This is a genomic window from Streptomyces sp. NPDC002790, from assembly GCF_040295505.1.
Lineage (GTDB): Bacteria > Actinomycetota > Actinomycetes > Streptomycetales > Streptomycetaceae > Streptomyces.
Genome location: NZ_JBEOVM010000020.1, coordinates 21,009 through 45,202, shown reverse-complemented (window position 1 = coordinate 45,202; position 24,194 = coordinate 21,009). Strand labels below are relative to the sequence as shown.

Here is a 24,194-nt window from a genome sequence, read left to right as displayed (position 1 = left end):
TGTCGGAACCGGTTGCCGTTGCCGCGGTCCCCTCTCCGGAGGTGTCGAGCGCGGCCTGAGGAGTGCCTGCGGTGGAGCACAGTTCGTATCAGGTGTACGGCAGGCCGCGGTCCTGGTTCCGTCGGCACGCGGGGTCTGAGCGGGTCGTGTTCAGAGGGTTCTCCTGGGGCGGGTGCGTGCTGGCCGCGGTCTTCTACTGCCTGTCACTGACGCCTTCGCTCCTGCCGCGCGCCTGGTGGCTGCAAGGGCTCGCGGCGGGCGTCACGGCGGTGGTCGGGTACGCCGTCGGTGCGATTCTCGACGCGGTGACGCGCCGGATCGCCGGCCGCGCCGGGCTGTATCCACCACGTACGCGTCACGGGTGGGTGAAGTGGGCGGTGGCCGCCGTCGCGGTCGCGGCCGTCGTGGTGCTGACGGCGCGGAGCGTGCGCTGGCAGGGTGATGTGCGCCGGGCCGTGTCGATGCCACCTCAGGTGGTGTGGTGGCAATGGGCGTTGGTGCCGCTGGTCTCCGCCGTGCTGGCGCTGCTCGTGCTGGGCGTGGCCCGCGTGCTGCGCCTTGCGACACGTGTCGTGACGAACCTCGCAGGGGGTCATGTGCCGCGCCCTGTGGCGTACGCCGTCGGTGTCGTCCTGGTCGCCCTCATCGCCATCGGTTTCGCTCAAGGGGTTCTGGTCGGCCGGGCCCTGCGCGTGATCGAGAGCGCCGCGTCGCTGACCGACCAGGGGACCACGGAGGGCATCGTGCGGCCCGAGCTGGCCACGCTCTCGGGCAGTCCGCCGTCGCAGGCGCCGTGGGACAGCCTGGGCGCCAAGGGCCGGGACTTCGTCGGCGAGGCCACCCGCCGTGAGGACATCGCGTCGTTCACCCATGCACCGGCCAAGGATCCGGTGCGGGTGTACGTCGGTCTCCGCTCGGCCGACACCCTCCAGAAGCGGGCCGACCTCGCCGTACGCGAGCTGGAACGCACCGGCGGCTTCTCCCGCAAGGTGCTGGCCGTGATGGGCACCACCGGCACCGGCTGGATCAACGAGCAGGGCAGCAAGCCGTTGGAGTACATGTGGGGCGGCGACAGCGCCCTGGTGGCCATGCAGTACTCGTACTTGCCCAGTGGTGTGTCGGTGCTGACGGAGGACGAGGCCGCGGACGCCGGTTCCGCCCTGTTCGACGCGGTGCGCCGCAAGTGGCTCACGCTGCCCAAGGGCGACCGGCCTCAACTCCTCGTGTACGGCGAGAGTTTGGGATCGTACGCGATGGAGCACGCGCTCGGCGGATCCCCGGACGCGCTCACCTCGAAGGTCGACGGGGCGCTGTTCGTCGGCCCCACGTACAGCAACCCGCTGTGGAACCGGGTCACCGACGGCCGCCGGACCGGCAGCCCGCAGTGGCGGCCGGTCTACGACAACGGGGCGAACGTGCGGTTCGCCCAGGTACCCCGTGACTACACGATCCCGGACGCGCCCTGGCGACAGCCGCGGTCGGTCTACCTGCAGAACGGGTCGGACCCGGTGGTGTGGTGGTCGCCGGGGCTCGCCGTCAACAAACCGGACTGGATGCTGACACCGCGGGCCGGGGACGTGTCACCGGCCATGCGCTGGTACCCGCTGCTCACGTTCTGGCAGGTGGCCTGCGACATGGCCGGCGCGGCGGACGTCCCCGACGGCTACGGGCACCGGTACGGCGCGATGCCGACCAGCGCATGGGCGGAGATCACCCGGCCGCCCGGCTGGACCGAGGCGGACTCCGAACGTCTCGCCCGCCGACTGACGTCCTGACCAGCCGCGACCGCACCTCCGTGCCGCTCACCAGCGCCGGTGGACCTCCTCGGCCCAGCCGTAGAGGTCCCGCACCTCCACGGTCTCGCCCGCGTCGTCGACGACCCGGCCCCGGTAGCGGCCGAATGCCTGGTCCTCGCGGCTGCGCATCCACAGCCGAGTGGCGTCGGAGGAACGCACGTACTCGGGCTGGAACTCAAGGTCGACACGCTCACCGGTGATGTGCCACGGCGCGTACCAGTCCTGGCTGTCGTAACGCCACACCAGCTCTTCGCTGATCTTGTGCAACCGGCCGTCGAGGAAGAGGCCGTTCTCCACACTGCCGGTGCCGTCGGTCCACTTGCCGCCGATCTGCAGGCCGACCTCGCGGCCGTCGACGTGGCCGTGCGCGGCGCCCCAGTTCCACAGCGTGCTGCTGGGCCAGCGGCCCCGGCCGTGGTCCAGGGTGGCGACGGATTCCTCGGCGGACACCGGGAACTCCTCGCCCCGCACGGTGATGGTGCCCTCCACGGGGCGGCCCACGTCCTTGACCGTGTACTGGAAGCGCCGATCCGACCACGGCACCACCACCGCCAGGCTGTCCCGCCCCGGAACGCGCTCCACCCGAAGGTCGGCCCGCAACTCACCGGCCTTCACCCGCAGCCGGGTGTGCCCGGGGACCTCCTCGATGGAGACGGAGTTCTGGCCGGGCCCCAGCCACACGCTGCCCTCCCCGCAGCGGTCGGGGAACTGCACGCCACGGGCCGGCTTGGTCACCTCCACCGAATGAAGGGGGGTGTTCGTGCGCCGGTCCAGGCACCAGGCGCCCTTGCTGGACAGGTAGTCGAGGCTGGAGGCGGTGACGGCGAACACATGGTTCGGCGTGACGACACACCAGTACTCCCAGCGCATCGTGCGGCCCCAGCCCTTGAGGTTGGTGTGGTGCAGGGGCGTCCTGCTCCAGCCGACCGCGTCCGGGTTGAGCCGCCCGTCGGGACGGCACAGATTGGTCCGCTCGGTGATCTCGCGCTCCGCTACGCGGTGCCCGGTGTGCATGAAGTTCTCCTTGAACTCTGGGCCCCTGTGAATGAGGCCGGACCATTGGTGAAGGGGAACAGGGCGCGCCGCGCTTCAGTTGGCCCCGCGGGGCCCGGCGCCGTCGGCCGCGGACTGTTCCTCCAGTGCCTGGATCAGCGCGTCCATCGCCGCCAGTTCGTGGGCGCGCACCAGCTCCGCCGCCTCCTGGAACGACCCGCCCGCGAGCGCGTCCCTGATGGCCACGTGCTCGGCGTGGGACTCCGGAAGCCGCCAGGGCACCAGACGGAACCCGCGCTGGGCGGTTTCGGTCTTGGACCAGATCCCGGTCAGCATCCGGTGGATCATCTGCGTCTGCCCGGTGTCACAGAGCAGCGAGTGGAACCGCCGGTTGAGGGCGGCGAAGCGGGCCACGTCCCCTTCGCCGACCGCCTCGACGGACTCGGCCAGCACCTCGTCGACCTGGTCGAGCCTGGTTCCCGTCAGCGGCCCGCCGAGCTCCAGGGCCAGCGCCGACAGCGCCGCCCTGACCCCGTACAGCTCACGCGCGTTGTCGACGGTCACCTGCGCCACCACCGCGCCCACGTGCGGCCGTTCGACGAGCCAGCCCTCCGACACCAGCTGCTTGACGGCCTCCCTGACGGGGGTCTCGCTGATGCCGACCGCCTCCGCGACCGTGCGCGCCACGAGCTTCGTGCCGGGTGCCGCCCGCCCCGACATGATCTCTTGCTTGATGTGCTCCGCGGCCAGGTCGGCCTTGGTACGGAAGGGCTCGGGCGGTCGCGGGGCCGGCCCACCGGACAGGGCCGGGTCCGCGGAGGAAGGTCGTCGGGTCATGTGCGCCTCTCACACCTGCTGTACGGTCAGCGGCTCGATCGCCGCATGGTCAAGTTCGACGCCGATCCCCGGGCCCTCGGGAAGCGGTACGTTCCCGGAGGCGTCGGGCAGCAGCGGCCGGGTGAGCATCACGTGGAAGACCTCCGGCACGATCACCGGGGGGTCGTACGGATACTCCAGCCAGTCGCAGTTCGGCAGCGAAGCGCACAGCTGCAGGTTCCCCGCCACGCCGAGGCCGGTCGCCCAGGCGTGCGGGATCACCTTCCGCTGCCGCGCCGCGGCCATCATCCCGAACATCCGCAGCGCGCCGATCTCCTCGCTCTCATTGGCGTCGGGCTGGTAGATGCTGAAGCAGTCGTCCTCCAGCAGACGGACGAGCTGACCCAGGCCGCGGTTGTGCTCCCCGCCCGCGATGGGAATGGGGGAGGCGGCCGTCAACTCCCGCTGGGAGCGGTAGTCGTGACGCCCCAGCGGTTCCTCCAGCCAGGCCACGCCGAGGTCGGCGAACTCCCGCGCGGTGGTGAGCGCCCGCTCGAAGTCCCAGATCATGCGGCTGCCGTCGGGACGGTAGCGCCAGGACGCGGCCGCCTGGTTGGCGTCCACCATCAGCGTGACGTCGGGCCCCACCGCCTCGCGTACGGCGGCCACTTGGGCCACGTCCTCGGCGATCGTGTCCGCGTGCACCCGCAGTTTGATGCCGGTGAATCCCTCCGCCACCACTTGGAGGGCATCGTCGGCCCGCTGATGCCGGTCGCGCACTTCGCCGAAGCTCGCGTACGCGCGAATGGCGGTGCGCTCACCGCCCCACAACTGGTGCAGCGGCCGGCCGCAGGCCTTGCCCACCGCGTCCCAGACGGCGACGCCCACGACCCAGGGCCGGGGGAAGACGTATTCGGCGACGTACCGCAGTCGGTTGGCGATGCCCGTGGTCGCGAGGACGTCGAGGCCGACGAGCGCGGGCCTGAGCCACGTACGGATGGTCTCCAGGAGCATCGGCCCGGTGCCGTGTCCCATGTCGCCGCCGGACACCCCGACGATGCCGTCCTCCGTCTCCACCTCCACGATGACGGCCGACATGGCGCGGTGGCCGCCCTCAGGTGCCCAGGAGGGGTGGAAGGGGCGCGGGTAGGGCAGTTCGACGAGGCGGGCGCGGACGTCCCGTATGCGTGTGGTCATCCCTTGGTCGCTCCGTCGGCGAGGCCCTTGACGAGGTACTTCTGCACGGCGAGCGCGAAGATGACGACGGGCAGTACCGTCAGCACCCCGACGGCCGCCAACGGGCCCCACAGGCCGCCCCGTTCCGTGTCCGCGGCCATGCCCGCGATGGCGACCGGGATGGTGACCGCGTGGTCGTTGGTGAGCACCAGGGCGAACAGCAGCTCCTCCCAGGCGAGGATGACGCAGTAGATCAGCGTCGAGACGAGGCCGCTGAGGCTGCACGGCACGATGATGCGGAAGAAGGCGCCGAACCGTGTGCACCCGTCGACCATCGCCGACTCCTCCAACTCCCGCGGCAGACCGCGGAAGAAGGCCTGCATCAGCCACACCACGTACGGGATCAGGAACGTCATGTAGGCGAGGATCACGGTGATGTACTGGTCGGTCAGCTGGAGCTTGCGTGCGACGAGGAACATCGGGACGACCAGGGCGATCGGCGGCACCGCACGCGAGGCGAGGATCAGTCCCGCGACGACGCCCGCGCCGCGCATGCGCAGCCGCGACAGCGCGTAGCCGGCCATCGAGCCGACGACCATCGAGATGACGGCCGAACCACCCGCCACGATCACCGTGTTGACCATGCGGGGCAGGATGCGGGCCTGCTGGAAGTAGCTCGTGTAGTTCGCCGATGTCAGCTCGCTGAAGAGGCGGGGCGGGACGGAGAAGATGTCACGCGGCAGCTTGAAGGAGATGCTCACCATCCACAGCACCGGGAACAGGAAGACGAGTGTCACCAGGATGGCCCCGCCGATCGCGAAGACTCGGCCCCACTTCGGTCCCGGCGCCGTCTGTACCGTCTCGCTCACCATCGGTTCTCCAACCGCCGGGTAATCCGGAAGAGCACGTAGGTGACCACCAGCGTGAGCAGCAGCACCAGCGTCGCCATGGAGGAGGCGCTGCCGAACTCCAGGCTGCGGAAACCCTTGTCGTAGATGTAGAGGTTGACCACATCGGTGGCCTGTCCCGGGCCGCCCTTGGTGGCCGCGAGCGCGATGTCGAACATCTTGACCGCACCCAGCCATCGCACGATGAACGCGGCGGACATCACCGGCACGAGCAGCGGCAGCGTGATCCGCCACAGTGTGCGCAGCGCGGAGGCGCCGTCCACACGGGCCGCCTCGTACACCTCGGTGGGCAGTGCCATGATCCCGGCCGAGGCGATCAGCACCACGAAGGGGGTCCAGCGCCAGGTGTCGATCACCACGAGGCTGATCATGGCGAGTGTCGGGTCGCCGAGCCACTCGACGGGCCCGATGCCGACAAGCCCGAGTACGTAGTTGACCACGCCCCACATGGGGTCGAGCAGCATCCGCCACATCCCGCCGGCGACGACGGGAGCCACCACCATCGGGATCAGGAAGAGCGCCCGCAGCACGCCGCGGCCCTTCCACTCCACGTTCAGCAGAAACGCGATCGCGAACCCGAGCACCATCTGGAGTGGCAGGGCGAGGATCAGGTAGATGCCGGTCACTTTGAGGGACTGGGCGAAGCCCGGATCCTGCAGCACCAGCCGGTAGTTGCTCCACCCCACCCAGCCGGAGGGCTCGAACTTCGCGAGGTCGAAGGAGGAGAAGCTGACCCAGACCGTGTACGCGATGGGGTAGAGCAGCATGCCGCCGAGCAGCACGAGAGCGGGGGTGAGGAACAGCCACGCGGTGCCCTGTTCACCGAGCCGCGCGCCACGGCGGAAGGGCAGCAGCCCGCGGGGTGTCGTCGTCGGGGCGCTCACTGGTCGTACCCCTTCGCCGCGAGGAGCGTGGAGATGTCCTTCTCCGCCCGGTCCAGGGCCTCCTTCGCGGTCGTCTCGCCCGACATGGCCCGGCTGGTCTCCAGGGCGAGGATCTGCTGTACGGCGTCGGACTCGGGGAGCCGGGGACGGTACATCTTCCCGGCCTTGACCGCCTTGTCGCCCTTCTCGATGGCGCTGTACACGGGGCGCAGCCACTCGGCCGGAGGATCGGCCAGGGTGGAACGGCGGGCGGGGAACGACCCCAGATGGGCGCCGACCCACTGCTCGCCCTTCTTCGAGGTCACCCACTGCAGGAACGTCCACGCGGCGGCCTGGTGGGGCGACTTCTTGGTGACCGCCGCCGACCACACACCACGGTGTGTGCTGGGTCCCGCTGAGCCGGCGGGCATCGTGGTGATGCCGACGTCCCCGGAGCCGAGCTTCGTGGACGCGCTGTCCATGGCCGTGCCCTTGTAGACACTGCCCCACATGAACATGGTGGCTGTCCTGCCCTGCCGGAACGCCTCCAGCGGCTCGTTGAACTGATACGTACTCGCACCGGGCGGAGCGTGCTTGAGCAGGTCGATATGGGTCTGCAAGGCCTTGACACCCTTGGCGTTGTTGAACGTGACGTGATGCTTGTCGTCCATCAGTTGTCCGCCGTCGGCGTTGAGCATCGTCTGCCAGATGGTGGGTGTCAGTGGGTCCTTGGTGAAGTAGGTCCCGACCGCCCAGGAGTCCTTCTTGCCGTCCCCGTCGGTGTCCTGGTCGAGCTTGGAGGCGTCCTTGAGGTACTGCTTCCAGGTCGTGTGCTCGTCGGGCTCGGCGACCCCGGCCTTCTTGTAGAGGGCCCGGTTGTAGAACATCAGCATCAGGTTGGTGCGTACGGGGACGGCGTACTGGTGTCCATCGGCCTGGCCTGCCGCCAGGTCAGAGGGGGTGAAGTCGGCCCAGTCGTAGTCCTTGCCGGTGGTCTTGCGGGCATCCCCCTTGCGCAGGTCGAGCAGCGCGCCGGTCTCCGCGAGCCGGGGGATCCAGGGATCGTCGGCGAGCACGATGTCGTACGTGGGTGACACGCCGGTCAGATCGAGCATGGTCTTCGGCAACTGGTCCGCATAGGGCAGCCCGTCGACCCTGACCTTGATGTTCGGGTACTCCTTGCGGAACTGTGGCACGAGCTTGTCCTGCCACTGCTTGGCGAAGGCGTCATTGGCCAACACCCGTATTTCCACGGGCTTTTGGGCCGTGCCGAGAGTGCCGGCGCCGCCCTTCTGCGGGGGAGTGGAGCAGCCGGCAAGTACCAGGGCGGCCGCGGCTGTCGCGGCCGCGACCGGCAGGGGGATTCTTCGCATGGGACGCGGTCTCCTCGTCACCGTCGGGGCAGGAAGAAGGGGGGAGGGGTGGGACGAAAATGGCGGGGGTAAGTCGTCAACTCACGGGGCTGAAAGCGACCTTGACGACATCCCGGCCGTCGAGGGAGTAGCTGCCCTCCAGCGCGGAGAGCGCCTCGCCGACACGGTCCAGGGGCACGCGATGGCTGACCACGCGCTCGTACGGCCGGTCCTCCCGCTCAAGGAGAGTCAGCGCCTGGTGGTAGCGGCGCTGCATGTCGGGGCCCGCGCCGTAGACACCGGTGAGCGTCAGGTCGCGTTGCAGCAGGTCGCTGAACGGGTTGAAGGGGATGGTGCCCCTGTCGGTGAAGTTGCCGAGTTCGGCGAGGACTCCGCCGCTCGCGAGGTAACCGATGGCCTCGGTGAACGCCTGGGGTGAGCCGGCCGTGCCGATCACGCAGTCCGCGCCCGCCGGGCGGCCCAGCGCGGACAGGACCGCACGTCGGCGAGCCTCGGTCCCGGTGTGCTCGCCGATGTCGACGACGTCGTCCGCGCCCAGTTCCAGGGCGAGTTCCAGACGTGTGCCCGGGTCGCCGAGCGCGACGATCCGGCCTGCGCCCGCCGCACGGGCCGCGGCAACCGCCATCAGCCCGATCGCGCCGACCCCTTGGACGACGACGGAGCTGCCGACCCCGATCCGGCCCCTGTCGATGCCGTGCAGCGCCACCGACAGGGGTTCTTGCAGAACGGCGATGCCGGGCGGGAGTTCGGTGCGGTGGAAGACGGTGCCGACGTTGGAGGCGAACAGGTACTCGCTGAACCCACCGCTCAGGTCCGGGACTTGGCCGATGGGCGAGGCGAAGCCGTAGGAGGGGCGGCGGTCCTGGCAGGCGTCGGGCCGGTGCCGGACCTGGCAGTCGAAGCAGGTGCCACAGCTCAGTGCTGGGAGGACGCCCACACGGTCGCCCAGGGACACCGGCCGACCCGCGTGGTCGGTGTGCACGCCGGGGCCGAGTGCGCTGAGTGTGCCGACGATCTCGTGACCCAGGAGGGCGGGGAAGGTGACACTGGCGAGCCGCCCGCGACGGATGTGTGCGTCCGTGCCGCACATCCCGGTGAGCTCGACCTTCAGTACGAACTGGCCGGGCCCCGGCTCGGGCACGTCGAACTCACGGATCTCGACGGGCTCTCCGACCCCGGTGACGACCGCCGCACGTGACTTCATCGACTGCTCGCTCCCTGGATTCTGGATTCTATGGAATATGGAATGCGGCAGACATTAGGCGGAAGATCGTCGGCGCGTCCAGGGGGTGGGAGGAAAGAAGTCCGGTTGGTCGAGGGGAGCGCGAGCCGTCCCAGATGGGTGGGCGGGCGTGAAAATGGAGTGAGCCGTGAAGTTCACTCGTTCAACGGGTTCGTTCGCAGGTCTTGTCTCGACTGAAATTGTGACTACGCTCAGGGTTCGCTCCTACGCTCCACCCCCTCCATCCACTGCGCCGCTCCCGCCAGGAGGCCGTCTTGGACGCCACGGATCCGTCCGCGCGTTCCGTACCTGTCCCGGGAAACCGGGGAGACGAGCCGGAAGGCGCACCGGAAGACGCTCCGGAAGCGGGCCTCCCGCGGGTGGGTCTTGTCCGGGTCGGGGCGGCTCTGACGGCTGCTCAGACGGCCGTCTATCTCACCGTCAACGCCGTGGCCACGGTCCTGTTGCCCGTGCAGATCGCCCGACTCGTCGGCGAGGCGCACAAGGAGTCCTGGCTGGGCATCGTCTCCTCGGTGGGGGCGGCCGTCTCGATGCTGGCCAGCCCCGTGATCGGCATGCTCTCCGACCGCACGCGCCACCGCCTGGGCCGGCGCGCGCCCTGGCTGCTGGCCGGCGGCGCGGGCGCGGTGGTCGCGTTCGCCGCCGTGGGCTTCGCCCCCGGACCGACCTCGCTCCTGCTGGCCTTCGCCCTCGCGCAGATCACCGTCGTCCTCGTGACGACACCGCTCAGCACGGTGATGGCGGAACGCGTGCCACGCAGCCGCCGCGGCACCGTCGGGGCGCTGCCCGCGCTCGCCACCACGCTGGCCGCCGCGTGCGCGGGCTGGCTCGGCGCCGCCTTCGTCGACACCCCTGCCGTGGGCACGACGTTCCTCGGTGCGGTGGTGCTGGTCGGGACCGTGGTGTTCGTCCTGGTGGCTCCCGAACGATCCAGCCGTGACGACGATCGCGCCCAGGCGCCCCGGGGCACACCAGCGCCGATGTGGCGCACGATGTTCGTCGCCTTCCGCGACCACAACTTCCGCTGGGCGTGCGCGGGCCGCGTGCTCGTCGTCATGGCCTACGCGGTTCTTCAGACACGTCTGCTCTACTTCGTCCAGTCCCGCTTCGACCTGGACCTGCACGCGGCCACCGCGAGCGTCGCCACGGTCAACGCGGTCGCCGGGCTGCTCACCGTGATCGGCCTGGTGACCGCCGCGCCGTTGTCGGACCGGTTCGGCCGGCGGCCCTTCGTCTACTTCGGGGGCTCGGTGGTGGGGCTCGGCATGCTGCTGGTCACCCGGATCACCTCCGAGACGCAATTCCTGCTCGCCTGGGGGCTGGTGTCGCTCGCCTTCGGTGCCTTCATGGGCGTCGACGCCGCGTTGACGGCGGATGTGCTGCCGGACGCGGAGGGCGTCGGCAAGGACCTGGGGCTGATCAATCTCGCCCAGACGGTGCCGCAGACCCTCGCCCCCGCCCTCGGTTCGGCGGTACTGACCGTCACCGGCGGCTCCTACACCCTCCTTCTGCTGCTCGGCGCGGTCTGTGCCGTCGCCAGTGTCTTCACCACCGCTCGGCTGCGGGGCGTGCGATGAACCCGCCCCAGGGCAGCGCATACCGTGCCCACATGACCGACACCACCCCCTCCGCCAAGCGCGGCCCGTACGCCCGTTCCCGCAAGCGCCGCGCGGACATCGCCGACGCCGTGCTGCGTCTCGTCGACGAGCACGGGCACGACCGGGTGACCACCGCGCTGGTCGCCCGCGAGTCCGGGGTCCCCGAGGCCACCGTGCTCTACCACTTCGCCGGCAAGGAGCACCTGCTCGTCGCCGGCATGGTGCGGGCCGACGAACTGGCGGTGCGGGAGGCCGGTGTCGAGGAAGAGGACGTACGCCTCGACCTCGACGAGCTGCGGCGCGCCGTGGCTCCGGGCCCCGTCGAAGAGCGGCGGCTGCGCCTGTATCTGACGCTCAAGGGGCTCTCCGCCACGCCGGGCAGCCCCGCGGCGGCCTACTTCCACGACCGGACGGAGCACAGCGTGCGCATCTTCGCCCGGCTGGTCGAGCGCCGGCAGCGCGACGGCCTCGCCCACCCGGGCCTCGACCCGGAACAGACCGCCCGTCAGATCTCTGCCCTCTTCGACGGCCTGACCATGATGCGCATCACCAACGCCGACGTCCCGGTGGACGACCTGCTCGCCGACGGCGTGCGCCGCCTGACGGGGGAGAACTGGATGCGGGCCCGCGCCCTGCTCGACGGACCCGAGGTCGGCCTCTGACGCCGCATCAGGGCCTACAACGAGCCTCGTAGGAAAGGAACATGATGGAACATCAGGCCGACGAGCTTTTCGGCAAGCCCTACACGGACGTGGACGAGTGGCGGCAGGAACCGGTCCCGCACCGCTACCTGCACGGCGGCTTCCACGGCACCGACACCCGCTTCTCCGCGTACTTCCCGCCCCGCGAGCAGTACGCGGGCCGCTTCTTCCAGCATGTGACCCCGGTTCCGCAGAGCGAGCACCTGGCGCAGACCGCCCGCGGGCAGGAGGACCGCATCGGCTTCGCGGCCGACAGCGGCGGCTACTTCCTGGAGACCAACGGCGGCGGTCCGGACTACGCCGACCCCACCTCGGGCGCCGATCCCACCATCGGCGCCTACCGCGCCAACGCCGCCTGCGCCCGCTACTCCCGCGAACTCGCCGTGCGTGTCTACGGCTTCGACCACCGCCCCTACGGCTACCTCTACGGCGGCAGCGGCGGTGCCTACCGCACCATCGGCGCCGCCGAGAACACCGAGGGTGTGTGGGACGGATTCGTCCCCTACGTCATCGGCAGCCCGATGGCGATCCCCAATGTCTTCAGCGTCCGCATGCACGCCCAACGGGTGCTGCGGGGCAGGCTGGAGGCGATCGTGGACGCGACCGAGCCGGGCGGCGGCGACATGTACGCCGGTCTGGACGCCGAGCAGCGGGCCGCCCTGGAGGAGGCCACCCGCATGGGCTTCCCGCCGCGCTCCTGGTTCGGCCATCGCACCATGGGCAACCACGCCTTCAGCGTCCTGAAGCCCGGCGTCGAGGCCCTGGACGCCGGCTACTTCGAGGACTTCTGGACGCGGCCCGGACACCTCGGCGCCGACTCCGCACCCGACAGCTCCCTCCACCGCGACCGGCTGCGGCACCGCTGCACCGTGGCCGAACTGGTCACCGCGTCCGACGACATGCCGCCGCACGGCACCGTCCGGGGCGGCGTCGACACCTCCTTCGCCTCCGCCTCCGCCGACAAGCCGTTGACCGGGATCCGGCTGAGCGTGCCCGTCCGTGTCGCCGCCCAGGGAGCCGACCTGCGCGTCATCACCGGAGCCGCGGCAGGCGGCTCGTTCGTACTGAGCGAGGTGCACGGCGACCTGGCCGTCCTCGACGAACAATTCCGTGGCGCGAGCCCGGACGGGCTGCGTCCGGGCGACGAGATCGAGATCGACAACAGCGGCTTCCTCGCCGCCCAGACCTACCACCGGCATCAGGTGCCCGGCCCCGAGTACGCGGTCTGGGACCAGTTCCGCAACCCGGACGGCACCCCTCGCCACCCGCAGCGCGAGCTCCTCGCCGGCCCGTTGTTCACCGGCGCCGCCTCAGGATCGCTGCCCGAGGGCCGGCCGCACGGCAAGATGGTCGCCGTGTGCAGTCTGCTCGACCGCGAGGCCTTCCCCTGGCAGGGCGACTGGTACCGAAGCCGGATCCGCGAGCACCTCGGCGAGGAGGGCGAGCAGGCCAACTTCCGCCTCTGGTACGTCGACCACGCCCTGCACGGCGACAGCGAGGCCCAGGAGGACCCCACGCACACGGTCTCCTATCTCGGCGCCCTCCACCAGGCACTGCGGGACGTGGCCGCCTGGGCCGAGCGGGGCGTCGAACCGCCCGCCACCACCGCCTACAACGTCACCGACGGCCAGGTGCACGTTCCCGCCGCCGCCCACGACCGACGCGGAGTACAGCCCGTGGCCCGGCTCACCGCGAACGGCGGCGAACGCGCCGAGGTGACGCCTGGTCAAGAGGTCGTGCTACGCGCCGAGTTCACCTGCCCTCCCGACGGCGGCAGTATCGTCGCCGCGGCCTGGGACCTGGACGGAACCGCGGCCTTCGCGACGCACGAGGAGATCGTCCCGGCCCCGCGCGTGGTGATCGAGCGACGGCACACCTTCGCGCAGCGGGGCACACACTTCGTCACCGTCCGCGCCTCCGCCCACCGGGACGCGGACCCGGCCACCCCGTTCGCGCGCCTCGACACCCTCGCCCGGGTAAGGGTCGTCGTCTCCTGACGGTCGCCTGCCGATGGCGTCATGGCCGTCTCCGCCTGCGGTGTGGACCGAGCCTGCCTACGCTGGTGTTTTCGTCGCTGGTCAGCCCCCGGCACACCAGAGTGGAGGTCGCCCGATGACAGACGCCGACGCGGTGGACACCCACGCGGTGGACGCCTTCGCCGTGGATACCCACGCGCACGTCTACCCGGCGGCGTATCTGGACCGGCTGGAGGGTATCGGGGTCGACCCTGCGACCACCAGGATCGCGCGGAACCTCGCCGCCGACTCGACCGACGCGGACATCGCCGAACGCCTGCGGGGCATGGACGCCGCGGGCGTCGCCGTCCAGGTACTCGCCGTGACACCGCAGAGCCCGGGCGGACCTGAAGCGCAGCCGTCACTCGACGCGGCAAGGTGGATCAACGACGAGTACGCACGCCTCGTCGAGGCCCACCCGACCCGGTTCCTCGCCTACGGCGCGCTGCCGCTGCCGCATGTCGACGCCGCACTGACCGAACTCCCGCGACTGTTCGACCAGTTGGGGTTCGCCGGCGTCTCCCTTCCGGCCGTGCTGCCCGGCGGGCTCAGCCCCGCGGACGCCCGGTTCGCCCCCGTGTGGGCTGCCCTCGACGAGCGGTCGGCCATCGTCAATGTGCACGCCACGGGTTCGGGCGCCCGCTCGGACCTCATCAACGACCACCGTCTCGAGTGGGTCAACGGGGCACCTGTCGAGGACGCCATCGCCGTGCTCCAACTCCTGAAGGCGGACATCCCGCGACGCTTCCCTCAAGTCCGGCTGCACGTGGCCCACTTGGGCGGCGACCTGCCCTTCCTGGCCCAGCGCCTCCAGGACAACTACGAGGACTGGCACGCGTTTCCCGAACCGCCCATGGAGACCTTGCCGCGCATGTGGTTCGACGCGGCCAACTTCCACGAACCGTCGCTGGTCCTGGCAGCCGAAACCTTTGGAACCGACCGGCTCCTGGCGGGCTCGGACCACCCGTACTTCCAGGGCGAGAAGTACCGGCGGGCCTTCGACTACATCCGCACCTCCCGACTGACCGACACCGCCACCCGCGCCGTCCTCACCGGGAACGCGCGGGCCCTGTACGGGGAGCGGTTGGCGCTGCCACAGGTGTGACCCGCCGGCGCTCAGCCGTCCAGCCCGGTCATCGGAGCAGGCAGCGCCCCCGGATCCCCGGTGCGGGCGAAAGCGGCCCACGCCCCGCGGACCTCGCGTCCGAAGCGGTCCACCTCCGGCCAGGTGAGGTCGCCGAGCATCGGTGCGCCGTGCCAGGCGGTCGCCGAGCCGAGGACGAGTGGGATCTCCAGGCAGTGGGTGGCAGCGTAGGCGGAGCCGCGGGGGCGCCAGTCCAGCCGGTAGCCGTGCACGCGGGCGCCCGCGGCCTCCAGTTCCCCGTGCAGGGCGGTGAGCGGTGCCTCGTAGACGCGGTGGGTGCGTTCGGCCACGCTGCCGTGGTCGTTGGCGCCTTCGGCGAAGGCGGACATGTCGTCGGCGTTCCAGCCGTAGAGGACGTCCATGGCGGTGGGGTCGAAGGCGAAGTCCGCGCGTCCGGCCGGGAGAGGGCGGGTGCCGGAGACCGGGCCGAACGGGGGGACCAGGGTGTTGCCGACCCGCTGTTGGAGGTCGGCCGCCGTGAGGGCCTGCGCCGTGAGCAGTGCCTCGTGCGGGGCCGTGCGCGGGTCGGCGTCGAGGTGTGTCGCGAAGAGGTGGCCCGTTTCGCGGGCCTCGGCGAGCGGCCTGGTGGCGATGGATACGGGCGCGCTCTGCAGCACCGCGCGGCGGAACAGTCCCCGGGCCTCGGGCAAGCGGAGCAGCTGAAGGATGGACAGGGCGCCGGCGGACTGGCCGACGAGCGTGATCCGGCCGGGATCACCCCCGTACAGGTGGATGTTGTCGCGTACCCAGCGCAGCGCCTCCAACTGGTCGAGGAGGCCGAGGTTCCCCTCGCTGACCCCGTCGAGCACGAGATAGCCGAGCGCGCCGAGGCGGTATCCGGCGCTGACGACGACCACGTCCTGCTCGGCGGCGAGTGCGCTGCCGTCGTACCAGTCGAGGACACCGGCACCGCTGCTGAAGCCGCCTCCGTGGAACCACAGGAGAACGGGGCGACCGGCCCCGGGGGCGGTCGGGGAGGTGACCGACAGGTGGAGGCAGTCCTCGCTCTGGGGCCTGCGGTCGTGGGGCGGGCCCATCACCTTGTCGAGCCGGGACGGCGGTTGGGGGCAGATGCCGCCCGCGCCGTTGGCGGGTTCCACTCCTCGTACGGGTACGGGCGGGGAGAACCGCTCCGCGGTGGCGAACCGGAGAGGGCCGCTGCGGGCCAAGGAGTCGTCGTTCATGCCTCACCTGCGAACTCGGGAGTGGTCACCTTCTGCTGAGGAGTCTCGGGGACCGCACGGAACAGGGCCACCGCGCCGACGAGACTGAGCGCGCACACCACCACGAGGTACCAGGTCACACCCATGGAGGAGTCGCCGCCGCCGAGCAGGGCGCTGGAGATCATGGGCGCGAGGCCGCCACCGAGCACCGCGCCGGCCTGGAGGATCAGCGAGGTACCGGAGTACCGCACCCGCACCGGGAAGGTGTCGGCGATGATCGCGCCCTGCACACAGTGCGTCACGGGGATGATCAGACCCATCCCGGCGAGCGCGACCAGCGCGGTCGCACGGCTGCCGGTGTCGAGCAGCGGAAAGAAGACCGCACACCAGACGAGCACGGCCACGGAGCCGGCGATGAACATGCCCCGTCTGCCGTGCCGGTCGGCGAAGCGCGTCCACACCGGGATGGAGGCGAACCACAGCACCGCCGCCCCACTCACCCCGAGAATGAGGAACTGCTGGTCGTAGCCCAGGTGTTGAGTGCCGTACGACAGCGTGAAGACCATGAAGACGTACGCGACCGTGGAGTTCGCCAGCACGGCCAGCAGGGTCAGGCCGAGGCGCGGGAGGCCGACCTTCATCGCGTCGGCCAGCGGGAAGCGGGCCACCTCCTGCTCCTCCCGCGCCTTGTCGAAGGACGGCGACTCGGTGACCCGCAGCCGGACGACCAGCCCGACGCCGACCAGGACGAAGCTCAGCAGGAACGGGATGCGCCAGGCCCACCCGGTGAACGCCACATGCCCGGCAAGGGAGTTGGTGGCCAGGAAGACGAGATTGGCGAGCACGAGACCGGCCGGTGTGCCCATCTGCGGGAAGCCCGCGTACAGGTTCCGCCGCCCCTCGGGGGCGTGCTCCATGGACATCAACGTGGCGCCCGCACCCTCACCGCCGAGGCCGATGCCCTGGACGATGCGGAGCACCACCAGGAGGACCGGGGCCCACAGGCCGATGGTGTCGTAGCCCGGCACGAGCCCGATGAGGGTGGAGCCGAGACCCATCAGCAGCAGCGAGGCCACCAGCGTGGAGCGGCGGCCGAGACGGTCCCCGAAGTGGCCGAAGACCAGACCGCCCAGGGGACGGGCCACGAAGCCCACGGCGAGGGTGCTGAAGGCGGCGAGCGTGCCCGCCGCCGGACTCAGGCCCGGGAAGAACTGCTTGTCGAAGATGAGGGCGGCGGCCGTGCCGTAGAGGAAAAAGTCGTACCACTCCAAGGTGGTGCCGAGGAGGGTGGCGAGCGCGGTTCTGCTCGCACCTTGCGAACGCTCGGGGTCACTCATGGCGTAGGTACCTCGCTTGCTGGGTTCGGCGGGGTGGGTTCCGCGCTTTCGGTGGATCCTGGGCCCCCGCGGACCGGCCGACAAATGCCGGTTTCCCTCGCCGCCATAGCCGTCTGGGTATACCGGACGCGTCCCGACACGCCCCGACGCGTTCTGGCGGCCGCTCGGCCCGACATACCGAAACAGGCATGGCAACGAGCGAAAAGTTCATTTGTCAGGCATGGGCCCGGAGTTCCAGGCTGTGACCATGACGGCAGACACGACACGGTGGATCCGCAACTTCGTCGACGGGCGTTACGTCGATCCCGAAGCCGGCACCGACCACCGCTCCTTCGACGCGATCGACCCGGCCACCGGCCGCGCGCACGCCCAGGTGCACGAGGCCGACGCACCCCTGGTGGACCGGGCGGTGACGGCGGCCCGCACGGCCCTCGGCCCCTGGTCGTCGACCCCGGTCAGGGAACGCACCGCCGTGCTCCGGCGGGCCGCGGACCTCATCGAGGCACGGTTCGAGGAGTTCGTGGCCGCCGAGACGGCCGACACCGGCAAGCCCCTGACGCTGTCCCGGGAGCTGGACGTGCCCCGCGCCGTCGCCAACTTCCGCACCTTCGCCGACGTGGTCGCCGCCGCGGGCCAGGAATCCTTCATGACCGACCTGGCCGGCGGGCGCCAGGCCCTCAACTACGCGGTGCGCAAGCCGCTCGGCGTGGTCGCGGTCATCGTCCCGTGGAACCTGCCGCTGCTGCTGCTCACCTGGAAGGTGGCCCCGGCGCTGGCCTGCGGGAACACCGTGGTCGTCAAGCCGAGCGAGGAGACCCCCGGCACGGCGACGCTGCTCGCCGAGGTACTCGCGGAGGCCGGGCTCCCGGCGGGCGCGTACAACGTCGTGCACGGCTTCGGCGGCGGCTCGGCGGGGGAGCACCTCACCACCCACCCCGGGATCGACGGTGTCACCTTCACGGGTTCGTCGGCGACCGGCGCACACGTGATGAAGACGGTCGCGCCGCGCGTACGACCCGTCTCCTTCGAGCTCGGCGGGAAGAACGCCGCGCTCGTCTTCGAGGACGCCGACATCGAGGAGACCCTCGACGGTCTCGAGCGGTCCGTCTTCGCCAACACGGGCCAGGTGTGTCTGTGCACCGAGCGGGTCTACGTGCAGCGGCCGGTCTTCGACAAGATCGCCGACGGGCTCGTGGCGCGGGCCGAGGCCCTGCGTCTGGGCAGCCCGCTCGCCGAGGGGACGACCACCGGGCCCCTCATCTCTCAGGCCCACCGTGACAAGGTGCGTGGCTACTTCGACCTGGCGGAGGAGTGCGGCGCCAAGGTCCTCACCGGCGGTAACGTCCCGAGTCTCGGCGGAGACCTCGACGGTGGCTCGTGGATCGAGCCGACGCTCTGGACCGGCCTGACCAACGCCGACCGGCCGGTCCGCGAGGAGATCTTCGGCCCCGTCGCCGCGCTGATCCCCTTCGACACGGAAGAAGAGGCGATCGCGCTGGCCAACGACACCGAGTACGGTCTCGCCGCCTCCGTGTGGACGCAGGACCTGCGGCGCGGCCACCGCGTGGCACAGGCCATGAACGTGGGGATGGCCTGGGTCAACACCTGGTTCCTGCGCGACCTGCGCTCGCCCTTCGGCGGCGTCGGCCTGTCCGGCCTCGGCCGCGAGGGCGGCGCCTCGTCGCTGCACTTCTACACCGAACCCACCAACGTATGCGTGCAGTTGTGACGCCGACCGGCGATGATCCCGGCGGTCCGCAGCGCACGACCGCGCACGCCGCCACCACCCGAACCGAAGGACACACCTGATGCTCGACGCGCACACCGTCGACGAATTGGCCGGGCGGCTCGACGAAGCCCAGACGGCCGTCACCGACACCCTCAGCCTCGCCGACACCCACACCCTGACCATCGACGACGCCTACGTCATCCAGGCCGCGCTGCTCGGCCGGCGCACCGCACGCGGTGAGCGGATGACCGGCGTCAAGCTCGGCTTCACCAGCAAGGCCAAGATGGCACAGATGGGTGTCTCGGAGATCATCGTCGGCCGGCTGACCGACGCGATGTGTGTGGCCGACGGCGGCGATGTCGACCTCTCGCGCCTCATCCACCCGAAGGTCGAGCCCGAGGTGGCCTTCCGGCTCGCCCGGGACGTGGACCCGGCCGCCCCGGACACCTCCATCACCACCTGCGTCGACGCCGTGGCACCCGCGCTGGAGATCATCGACTCCCGCTACCGCGACTTCCGGTTCACGTACGAGGACGTGGTCGCGGACAACACCTCCGCGGCCGGCTACGCCATCGGCCCCTGGGCGCCGCTCCAGGACGTCGGCGACCTGACCGTACGGTTGAGCAACGAGGAGCAGGAGGTGGCGGGTTCGACCGTCGCCATCCTGGACGGGCCGCTGAACGCCCTGCGCGCGCTGCTCGACATGGCGCGCCGCCGGTCCGTCCCGCTGCGCGCCGGGGACGTGGTGCTCGCGGGCGCGGCCACGGCGGCGATGCCGCTGACCGCGGGGGTCACCACCTGTGAGGTCTCCGGCCTCGGCCGCGTCAGTGTGAGGGGTGTCTGATGGGCGAGGCACGTATCGTTCCGGGCAAGGCGACGCCCCGCGGCCGCTTCCCGCACTTCCGGCGCGCAGGAGACCTCGTATTCGTCTCCGGCACCAGTTCGCGGCGACCGGACAACACCTTCGTGGGTGTGTCCACGGACGAGATGGGCACCACGGACCTCGACATCCGGGCGCAGACCCGCGCGGTCCTGGAGAACATCGGAGACATCCTCGCCGACGCCGGTGGCAGTCTCGCCGACGTCGTCCAAGTGACCGCCTATCTGGTCAACATGAACGATTTCGGCGGATACAACGAGGTCTACGGACAGCACTTCGACGAGAACGGTCCGGCCCGGACCACCGTCGCCGTCCACCAACTGCCCCACCCGCACCTGCTCATTGAGATCCAGGCCGTGGCACACCTGCCCGCGACCGCAACCACCGAGGAGACACCGTGACCGACATCCCCGAGGTCATCGACTTCCAGGGCTGGATCGACGACCACGCACACCTGCTGAAGCCGCCGGTGAACAACCGCACCATGTCACTCGGCAACGACTTCATTGTCCAGATCGTCGGCGGCCCCAACCAGCGCACCGACTTCCACCTGGACCCGTACGAGGAGTGGTTCTACCAGGTCAAGGGGGACATGCACGTCAACCTGATGACCGACGAAGGACCGCACACGGTACACATCAAGCAGGGCCAGGCCTGGCTGCTCCCCGGCAACGTGCCGCACTCGCCGCAGCGCCCCGACCCGGACTCCATCGGCCTGGTCATCGAGCGGGTCCGCGAGGAGGGCAAGCTGGAGAAGTTCCTCTGGTTCTGCGCTTCCTGCTCGGCGACCGTGCACGAGGTGGAGCTGCAGGTGCGTGACATCGTGGCCGATCTCCCGCCGGTCTTCGAGGAGTTCTACGGCGACGAGAAGGCCCGTGTGTGCTCCGCGTGCGGCGCGCTGCACCCCGGGAAGGGCTGAACCGGTGTCAGACGTGATCGATGTCCACACCCACTACGTGCCGAAGGGCTGGCCCGACCTGTCGAAACTCGGTGGCCCCGACGCACCGTGGCTGCGGATCGAGTCCGAGGCCGAGGCCGTCATCATGACCGGGTCCTCCGAGTTCCGGCGCATCCAGGCGAACGCCTGGGACGCGGAGGTCAGGCTGCGGGACATGGACGCGGACGGCGTACGGACCCAGGTGGTGTCACCGACCCCGGCGTTCTTCCACTACGGTCGCAGCGGCGCCGAGGCCGCGAAGATCGCACGGATCTTCAACGACCTGGCCCTGGAGATCACCGCGCCCGCGCAGGACCGCCTGATCCCGTTCTGCCAGGTCCCCCTCCAGGACCCCGACGCGGCCTGCCGCGAGGTGGAACGCGCGGTGGCGGCCGGTCACCGTGGCGTGGAGATCGGCAACCACGTCGGCGACCAGGACCTGGACAGTGCCGGGGTGGTGACCTTCCTCCAGCACTGCGCGTCCCTGGACGTACCGGTGTTCGTGCACCCCTGGGACATGGACAACTCGCCCCGCCTCGACCGGTGGATGGCACGGTGGCTGACGGCGATGCCCTCGGAGACACACCTGTCGATCCTGGCGATGGTGCTCGGTGGTGTCTTCGACCGCATCGACGACCGGCTGAAGATCTGCTTCGCACACGGCGGCGGCTCGTTCGCCTTCTGGCTGGGCCGCATGGAGAACGCCTGGCACGGCCGCAACGACGTGGTCGGCACCTCGCAGTACCCGCCCTCGCACTACCTGGGCCGGTTCTCCGTGGACTCGGTCGTCTTCGACGAGCGCGCGCTGCGGCTCCTCGTGGACACCGTCGGCGAGGACCACGTCATGGTGGGCAGCGACTACCCGTACCCCCTGGGGGAGCGGCCGGTGGGCGAGGTGGTCCGCAAGAGCGACTTCCTCACCGAGGAGGCGCGACGCAAGATCACCCGCGGCAACGCGGAGCGTTTTCTGGGGACGTGACCGCCGCGCCGCGTGGTGGTCGGCGCCGGGACGCCGCTATGACGAGGGCGACGCGGACTATGAGGACTCCTCCTGCCGAAGGCCGGGGGAGTCCTCGGTCATGAGAGCCGCGGTCTGCTCCAGGGCCTTCAGCAGTGCCTCGCCGGACGGGCTGAGGGTGCGGCCGCCCGGCAGGGTCACACCCACCCGGTGCCCCACCGGCTCCAGCGGTACGGACAGCGGCGCGAGCCGGCCGTCGTCGCGCACGATCAGTGCGGGCAGCACCGCCACCACGTCGGTCTCCAGCAGGAGTTGACGCACCGTGAGGAACGAGGTGGCCTCTACCCGGTTCCGCGGCAGGGTGAGCCCCCGGCGGGCGAAGAGGTCCTCGACCTCGCGGCGGAGGGTGGTCTGCGAACCGGGCAGGATCCAGGGGAAGTCGAGGGTGTCCGCGATGTCGATCCCCTCCCGTCCCGCCAGCGGGTGGCCCGCACGGACGACCAGGCCTACTGACTCGTCGTACAGCGGGTGCCGGATCAGGCCGTCGCCGGAGGGCGCGGTCAGCCGGCCGACGATGAGGTCGATGCGCCCGGCCTCCAGGTCGAGCAGCAGCTCCTCGGGGGAGGCCTCCCGTACGATCACGGTCAGCAGCGGATGCGCATGTTTCAGCGCCGCCACCGCGCGCGGCAGCAGCGTGTTCGAACCGGCCAGGTGGATGCCGACCACCACGGTCCCCCGCTCCGCCTCCGCCAACTCCACCATGTGCCGGCCTGCCCGGGTGAGCTGGGCGAGCACCGCGCGCGCGTGCTGGGTGAAGGCCTCACCGAACACGGTGGCGGTGACCCCGCGCGGCCCGCGCTCGAACAGCGGGACACCGAGGATGTCCTCCACCTCGTGCAGGCTCCGGGTCGCGGCGGGTTGCGTCACATGGAGTTCGTTGGCGGCCCCCACCACGGTTCCTTGTCGGGACAGGGAGTCCACGAGCAGCAGGTGCCGCAGTTTGAGTCTGCCGTCGAACAGGCGGGGGGTATCCACGCCACGGACATTAGTCGACGCGGGCTCTGGCGCCGGGGCGGGCATTCCAGCCGCTCCACTTCGCGGCCATCGTCCTCGCACCGGTTCTGGTCGCCGCCGTCCCGCCGGCTGCCCGCCCGATCTGCGTCCGGCCCGCCGGGTACGCGGCGCGGCCGGGCTCACGGCCCTGGTGCTCTGGGCGCCGCTACTGGTGGCGGCCGTCGTCGTGACCGACCCCGGCGGGATCGGTCTGGATGTCTCCTGGCGCTTCGGCGTCCCGATGGCCGGCGCGCTGATCCCGGTGCGCCGTCGGGCATTCGCCGGGGTCCGCTCCGCGGCCGATTCGCACTCGCCGACGCGCCGTTCGTCGTCACCGTGTACGTCGCCGAGGTGAGCCACCGCGAGGAGACGCTCCTGCTCCTCGGTGCGCTCGCCGTCTTCGCGGCGGCCCTGCGCCTGATCCCGCGCCCGCGCCATTACGGCGGCAGCGGATCCGGCACGGCGAACGGGGTCCGACCTACTGGGACCGGACGGCCGCGGTGGCGGCCGTCCGCCGCTCGTAGACGGTGACGCGGCGGTCGTTCACGTCCGTGCTCGACCGGACGGTGAACGCGGCCCGCAGCAGCCGCTGCTTCATGCCGCGATGTGGGCCGCGAGCCGGTCAGTGGCACTGCTCGCCTCGCGGCCGAGGAGCTCGGACAGCAGCGGGTCGGCTTCTGCGAAGTGGCCGGCGCGGCCGGCCTGGTACCAGGTGAGCATGAATCGGGCCGCCTGTTCAGGGACGCCGATCGCGATCTGGTCGGCCACCCACTGTTCGTCGTCCAGGACGATGCGCTTGATGGTGTGACCGGTGAGTTCCGAGGCGATCCTGGCGAAGTCGTCGAAGGTGACGGCGGTCGGCGCGGTGAGGGTGACCGGGCCGTCGAAGGAGCGGTCACCGGCGAGAATGACCGAGGTGGCCTCGGCCACCTCGTCTCGGTCGGTGTACGGGACGGGACCGTCTTCCGGTCGGGCGATCTCTCCGGTCTCCTGCCACGGGCCGAGCAGCTGGTCAAGTGTGCCGTAGGCGCCATTGCGCAGTGCGGTCCAGGCGACTCCTGACCGGGCGAGGATCGCCTCGGTGGCGATGTGGATTTCCGACGGCGGGTACGGGTTGCCGGGGACGGCGGCGTGCTGGCTCGTGTAGAGGATCCGCTGGGCGCCGGCCTCGACGGCGGCCTCGATGGCGGTGCGGTGCAGGCCGACCAGGTCGGCCGCCGGGTCGTTGCCGGACACCAGAAGCACCTGCTCGGCGTCGGCGAAGGAGTGGCGCAGCGCGGCCGGATCTCCGTACGAGCCCTGCCGCACACGGATGCCGCGGTCGGCGAAGTGCTGCGCCTTGGCGGCGTCGCGGACGCTGACGCCGATCCGGTCGGCGGGTACACGCTTGAGGAGGTGCTCGACGGTGGCCCCGTTCAGGGCCCCGGTCGCGCCGGCGACAACGATCATGTGCGTGGTCCTTCTTTCCGTGTGCCCGCACCGGAACCGTCGCGGTGATGGGCGAGGCCATA

Annotated in this window: 21 protein-coding genes; 10 read left to right on the top strand and 11 right to left on the bottom strand. The window is 70.7% G+C overall.

Going from position 1 to position 24,194, the window contains the following annotated elements:
• The first annotated feature begins 71 nt into the window (after nt 1-71).
• Entirely contained in the window at nt 72-1,775 is a 1,704-nt protein-coding gene (locus tag ABT004_RS12830) for an alpha/beta hydrolase (protein WP_351334972.1), read from the top strand.
• Nucleotides 1,776-1,802: 27 nt separating this feature from the next.
• On the opposite strand, the gene ABT004_RS12825 is transcribed toward ABT004_RS12830, so the two are convergent.
• The 7 genes from ABT004_RS12825 to ABT004_RS12795 all read right to left on the bottom strand — a co-directional run bounded on the left by ABT004_RS12825 (nt 1,803) and on the right by ABT004_RS12795 (nt 9,129).
• Nucleotides 1,803-2,810, bottom strand: a complete 1,008-nt coding sequence (locus ABT004_RS12825; protein ID WP_351334969.1) for a DUF2804 domain-containing protein — start codon at nt 2,808-2,810, stop codon at nt 1,803-1,805.
• Nucleotides 2,811-2,885: 75 nt separating this feature from the next.
• Entirely contained in the window at nt 2,886-3,626 is a 741-nt protein-coding gene (locus ABT004_RS12820) for a GntR family transcriptional regulator (protein ID WP_351334967.1), read from the bottom strand.
• A gap of 9 nt (nt 3,627-3,635) precedes the next feature.
• Nucleotides 3,636-4,802 carry a mandelate racemase/muconate lactonizing enzyme family protein gene (locus ABT004_RS12815; RefSeq protein WP_351334964.1) on the bottom strand — a complete coding sequence of 389 codons (1,167 nt, stop codon included), beginning with the start codon at nt 4,800-4,802 and terminating at the stop codon, nt 3,636-3,638.
• A complete protein-coding gene (locus ABT004_RS12810; RefSeq protein WP_351334962.1) occupies nt 4,799-5,653 on the bottom strand; it encodes a carbohydrate ABC transporter permease in 855 nt (284 codons plus the stop codon). The genes ABT004_RS12815 and ABT004_RS12810 overlap by 4 nt, the downstream gene beginning before the upstream one ends.
• Nucleotides 5,647-6,573, bottom strand: coding sequence for a carbohydrate ABC transporter permease (locus ABT004_RS12805; RefSeq protein ID WP_351334959.1), 927 nt, complete (start codon nt 6,571-6,573; stop codon nt 5,647-5,649). Before ABT004_RS12805 ends, ABT004_RS12810 begins: the two co-directional genes overlap by 7 nt.
• The gene (locus ABT004_RS12800; RefSeq protein ID WP_351334956.1) at nt 6,570-7,925 is read right to left on the bottom strand and encodes an ABC transporter substrate-binding protein; all 1,356 of its coding nucleotides are present in this window, start codon (nt 7,923-7,925) and stop codon (nt 6,570-6,572) included. Before ABT004_RS12800 ends, ABT004_RS12805 begins: the two co-directional genes overlap by 4 nt.
• A 76-nt stretch (nt 7,926-8,001) precedes the next feature.
• Nucleotides 8,002-9,129: a zinc-binding dehydrogenase gene (locus ABT004_RS12795; protein WP_351334953.1), complete on the bottom strand. Its 1,128-nt coding sequence runs from the start codon at nt 9,127-9,129 to the stop codon at nt 8,002-8,004.
• A 398-nt stretch (nt 9,130-9,527) separates the two neighbouring features.
• Here ABT004_RS12795 and ABT004_RS12790 point away from each other — a divergent pair, with 398 nt between their 5' ends.
• The 4 genes from ABT004_RS12790 to ABT004_RS12775 all read left to right on the top strand — a co-directional run bounded on the left by ABT004_RS12790 (nt 9,528) and on the right by ABT004_RS12775 (nt 14,587).
• Entirely contained in the window at nt 9,528-10,745 is a 1,218-nt protein-coding gene (locus tag ABT004_RS12790) for an MFS transporter (RefSeq protein ID WP_351335087.1), read from the top strand.
• A 32-nt stretch (nt 10,746-10,777) separates the two neighbouring features.
• Complete coding sequence (locus ABT004_RS12785) at nt 10,778-11,428, top strand: TetR/AcrR family transcriptional regulator (RefSeq protein WP_351334951.1); 651 nt, start codon at nt 10,778-10,780, stop codon at nt 11,426-11,428.
• 41 nt (nt 11,429-11,469) lie between these two features.
• The gene (locus ABT004_RS12780; RefSeq protein ID WP_351334948.1) at nt 11,470-13,464 is read left to right on the top strand and encodes a hypothetical protein; all 1,995 of its coding nucleotides are present in this window, start codon (nt 11,470-11,472) and stop codon (nt 13,462-13,464) included.
• A 115-nt stretch (nt 13,465-13,579) separates the two neighbouring features.
• Nucleotides 13,580-14,587: an amidohydrolase family protein gene (locus ABT004_RS12775; protein ID WP_351334945.1), complete on the top strand. Its 1,008-nt coding sequence runs from the start codon at nt 13,580-13,582 to the stop codon at nt 14,585-14,587.
• Between the two features lie 11 nt (nt 14,588-14,598).
• On the opposite strand, the gene ABT004_RS12770 is transcribed toward ABT004_RS12775, so the two are convergent.
• Together ABT004_RS12770 and ABT004_RS12765 are read right to left on the bottom strand one after the other, a co-directional pair.
• Nucleotides 14,599-15,810, bottom strand: coding sequence for a carboxylesterase family protein (locus ABT004_RS12770; RefSeq protein ID WP_351334942.1), 1,212 nt, complete (start codon nt 15,808-15,810; stop codon nt 14,599-14,601).
• Nucleotides 15,807-17,126, bottom strand: a complete 1,320-nt coding sequence (locus tag ABT004_RS12765; protein WP_351334939.1) for an MFS transporter — start codon at nt 17,124-17,126, stop codon at nt 15,807-15,809. Before ABT004_RS12765 ends, ABT004_RS12770 begins: the two co-directional genes overlap by 4 nt.
• Before the next feature lie 247 nt (nt 17,127-17,373).
• Here ABT004_RS12765 and ABT004_RS12760 point away from each other — a divergent pair, with 247 nt between their 5' ends.
• From ABT004_RS12760 to ABT004_RS12740, 5 genes are all read left to right on the top strand, one after another.
• Nucleotides 17,374-18,855 carry a 2-hydroxymuconic semialdehyde dehydrogenase gene (locus ABT004_RS12760; RefSeq protein WP_351334938.1) on the top strand — a complete coding sequence of 494 codons (1,482 nt, stop codon included), beginning with the start codon at nt 17,374-17,376 and terminating at the stop codon, nt 18,853-18,855.
• A gap of 79 nt (nt 18,856-18,934) precedes the next feature.
• Entirely contained in the window at nt 18,935-19,699 is a 765-nt protein-coding gene (locus ABT004_RS12755) for a 2-keto-4-pentenoate hydratase (protein ID WP_351334935.1), read from the top strand.
• Nucleotides 19,699-20,136 carry a RidA family protein gene (locus ABT004_RS12750; protein ID WP_351334932.1) on the top strand — a complete coding sequence of 146 codons (438 nt, stop codon included), beginning with the start codon at nt 19,699-19,701 and terminating at the stop codon, nt 20,134-20,136. Before ABT004_RS12755 ends, ABT004_RS12750 begins: the two co-directional genes overlap by 1 nt.
• A complete protein-coding gene (locus ABT004_RS12745; RefSeq protein ID WP_351334929.1) occupies nt 20,133-20,654 on the top strand; it encodes a 3-hydroxyanthranilate 3,4-dioxygenase in 522 nt (173 codons plus the stop codon). Before ABT004_RS12750 ends, ABT004_RS12745 begins: the two co-directional genes overlap by 4 nt.
• Before the next feature lie 4 nt (nt 20,655-20,658).
• Nucleotides 20,659-21,651: an amidohydrolase family protein gene (locus ABT004_RS12740; protein ID WP_351334927.1), complete on the top strand. Its 993-nt coding sequence runs from the start codon at nt 20,659-20,661 to the stop codon at nt 21,649-21,651.
• Nucleotides 21,652-21,708: 57 nt separating this feature from the next.
• On the opposite strand, the gene ABT004_RS12735 is transcribed toward ABT004_RS12740, so the two are convergent.
• Both ABT004_RS12735 and ABT004_RS12730 read right to left on the bottom strand, forming a co-directional pair.
• A complete protein-coding gene (locus ABT004_RS12735; protein WP_351334924.1) occupies nt 21,709-22,665 on the bottom strand; it encodes a LysR substrate-binding domain-containing protein in 957 nt (318 codons plus the stop codon).
• A 612-nt stretch (nt 22,666-23,277) separates the two neighbouring features.
• Nucleotides 23,278-24,132 (bottom strand): NmrA family NAD(P)-binding protein, encoded by an 855-nt coding sequence (locus tag ABT004_RS12730; protein ID WP_351334921.1) that lies wholly within the window; start codon nt 24,130-24,132, stop codon nt 23,278-23,280.
• Nucleotides 24,133-24,194: the final 62 nt, after the last annotated feature.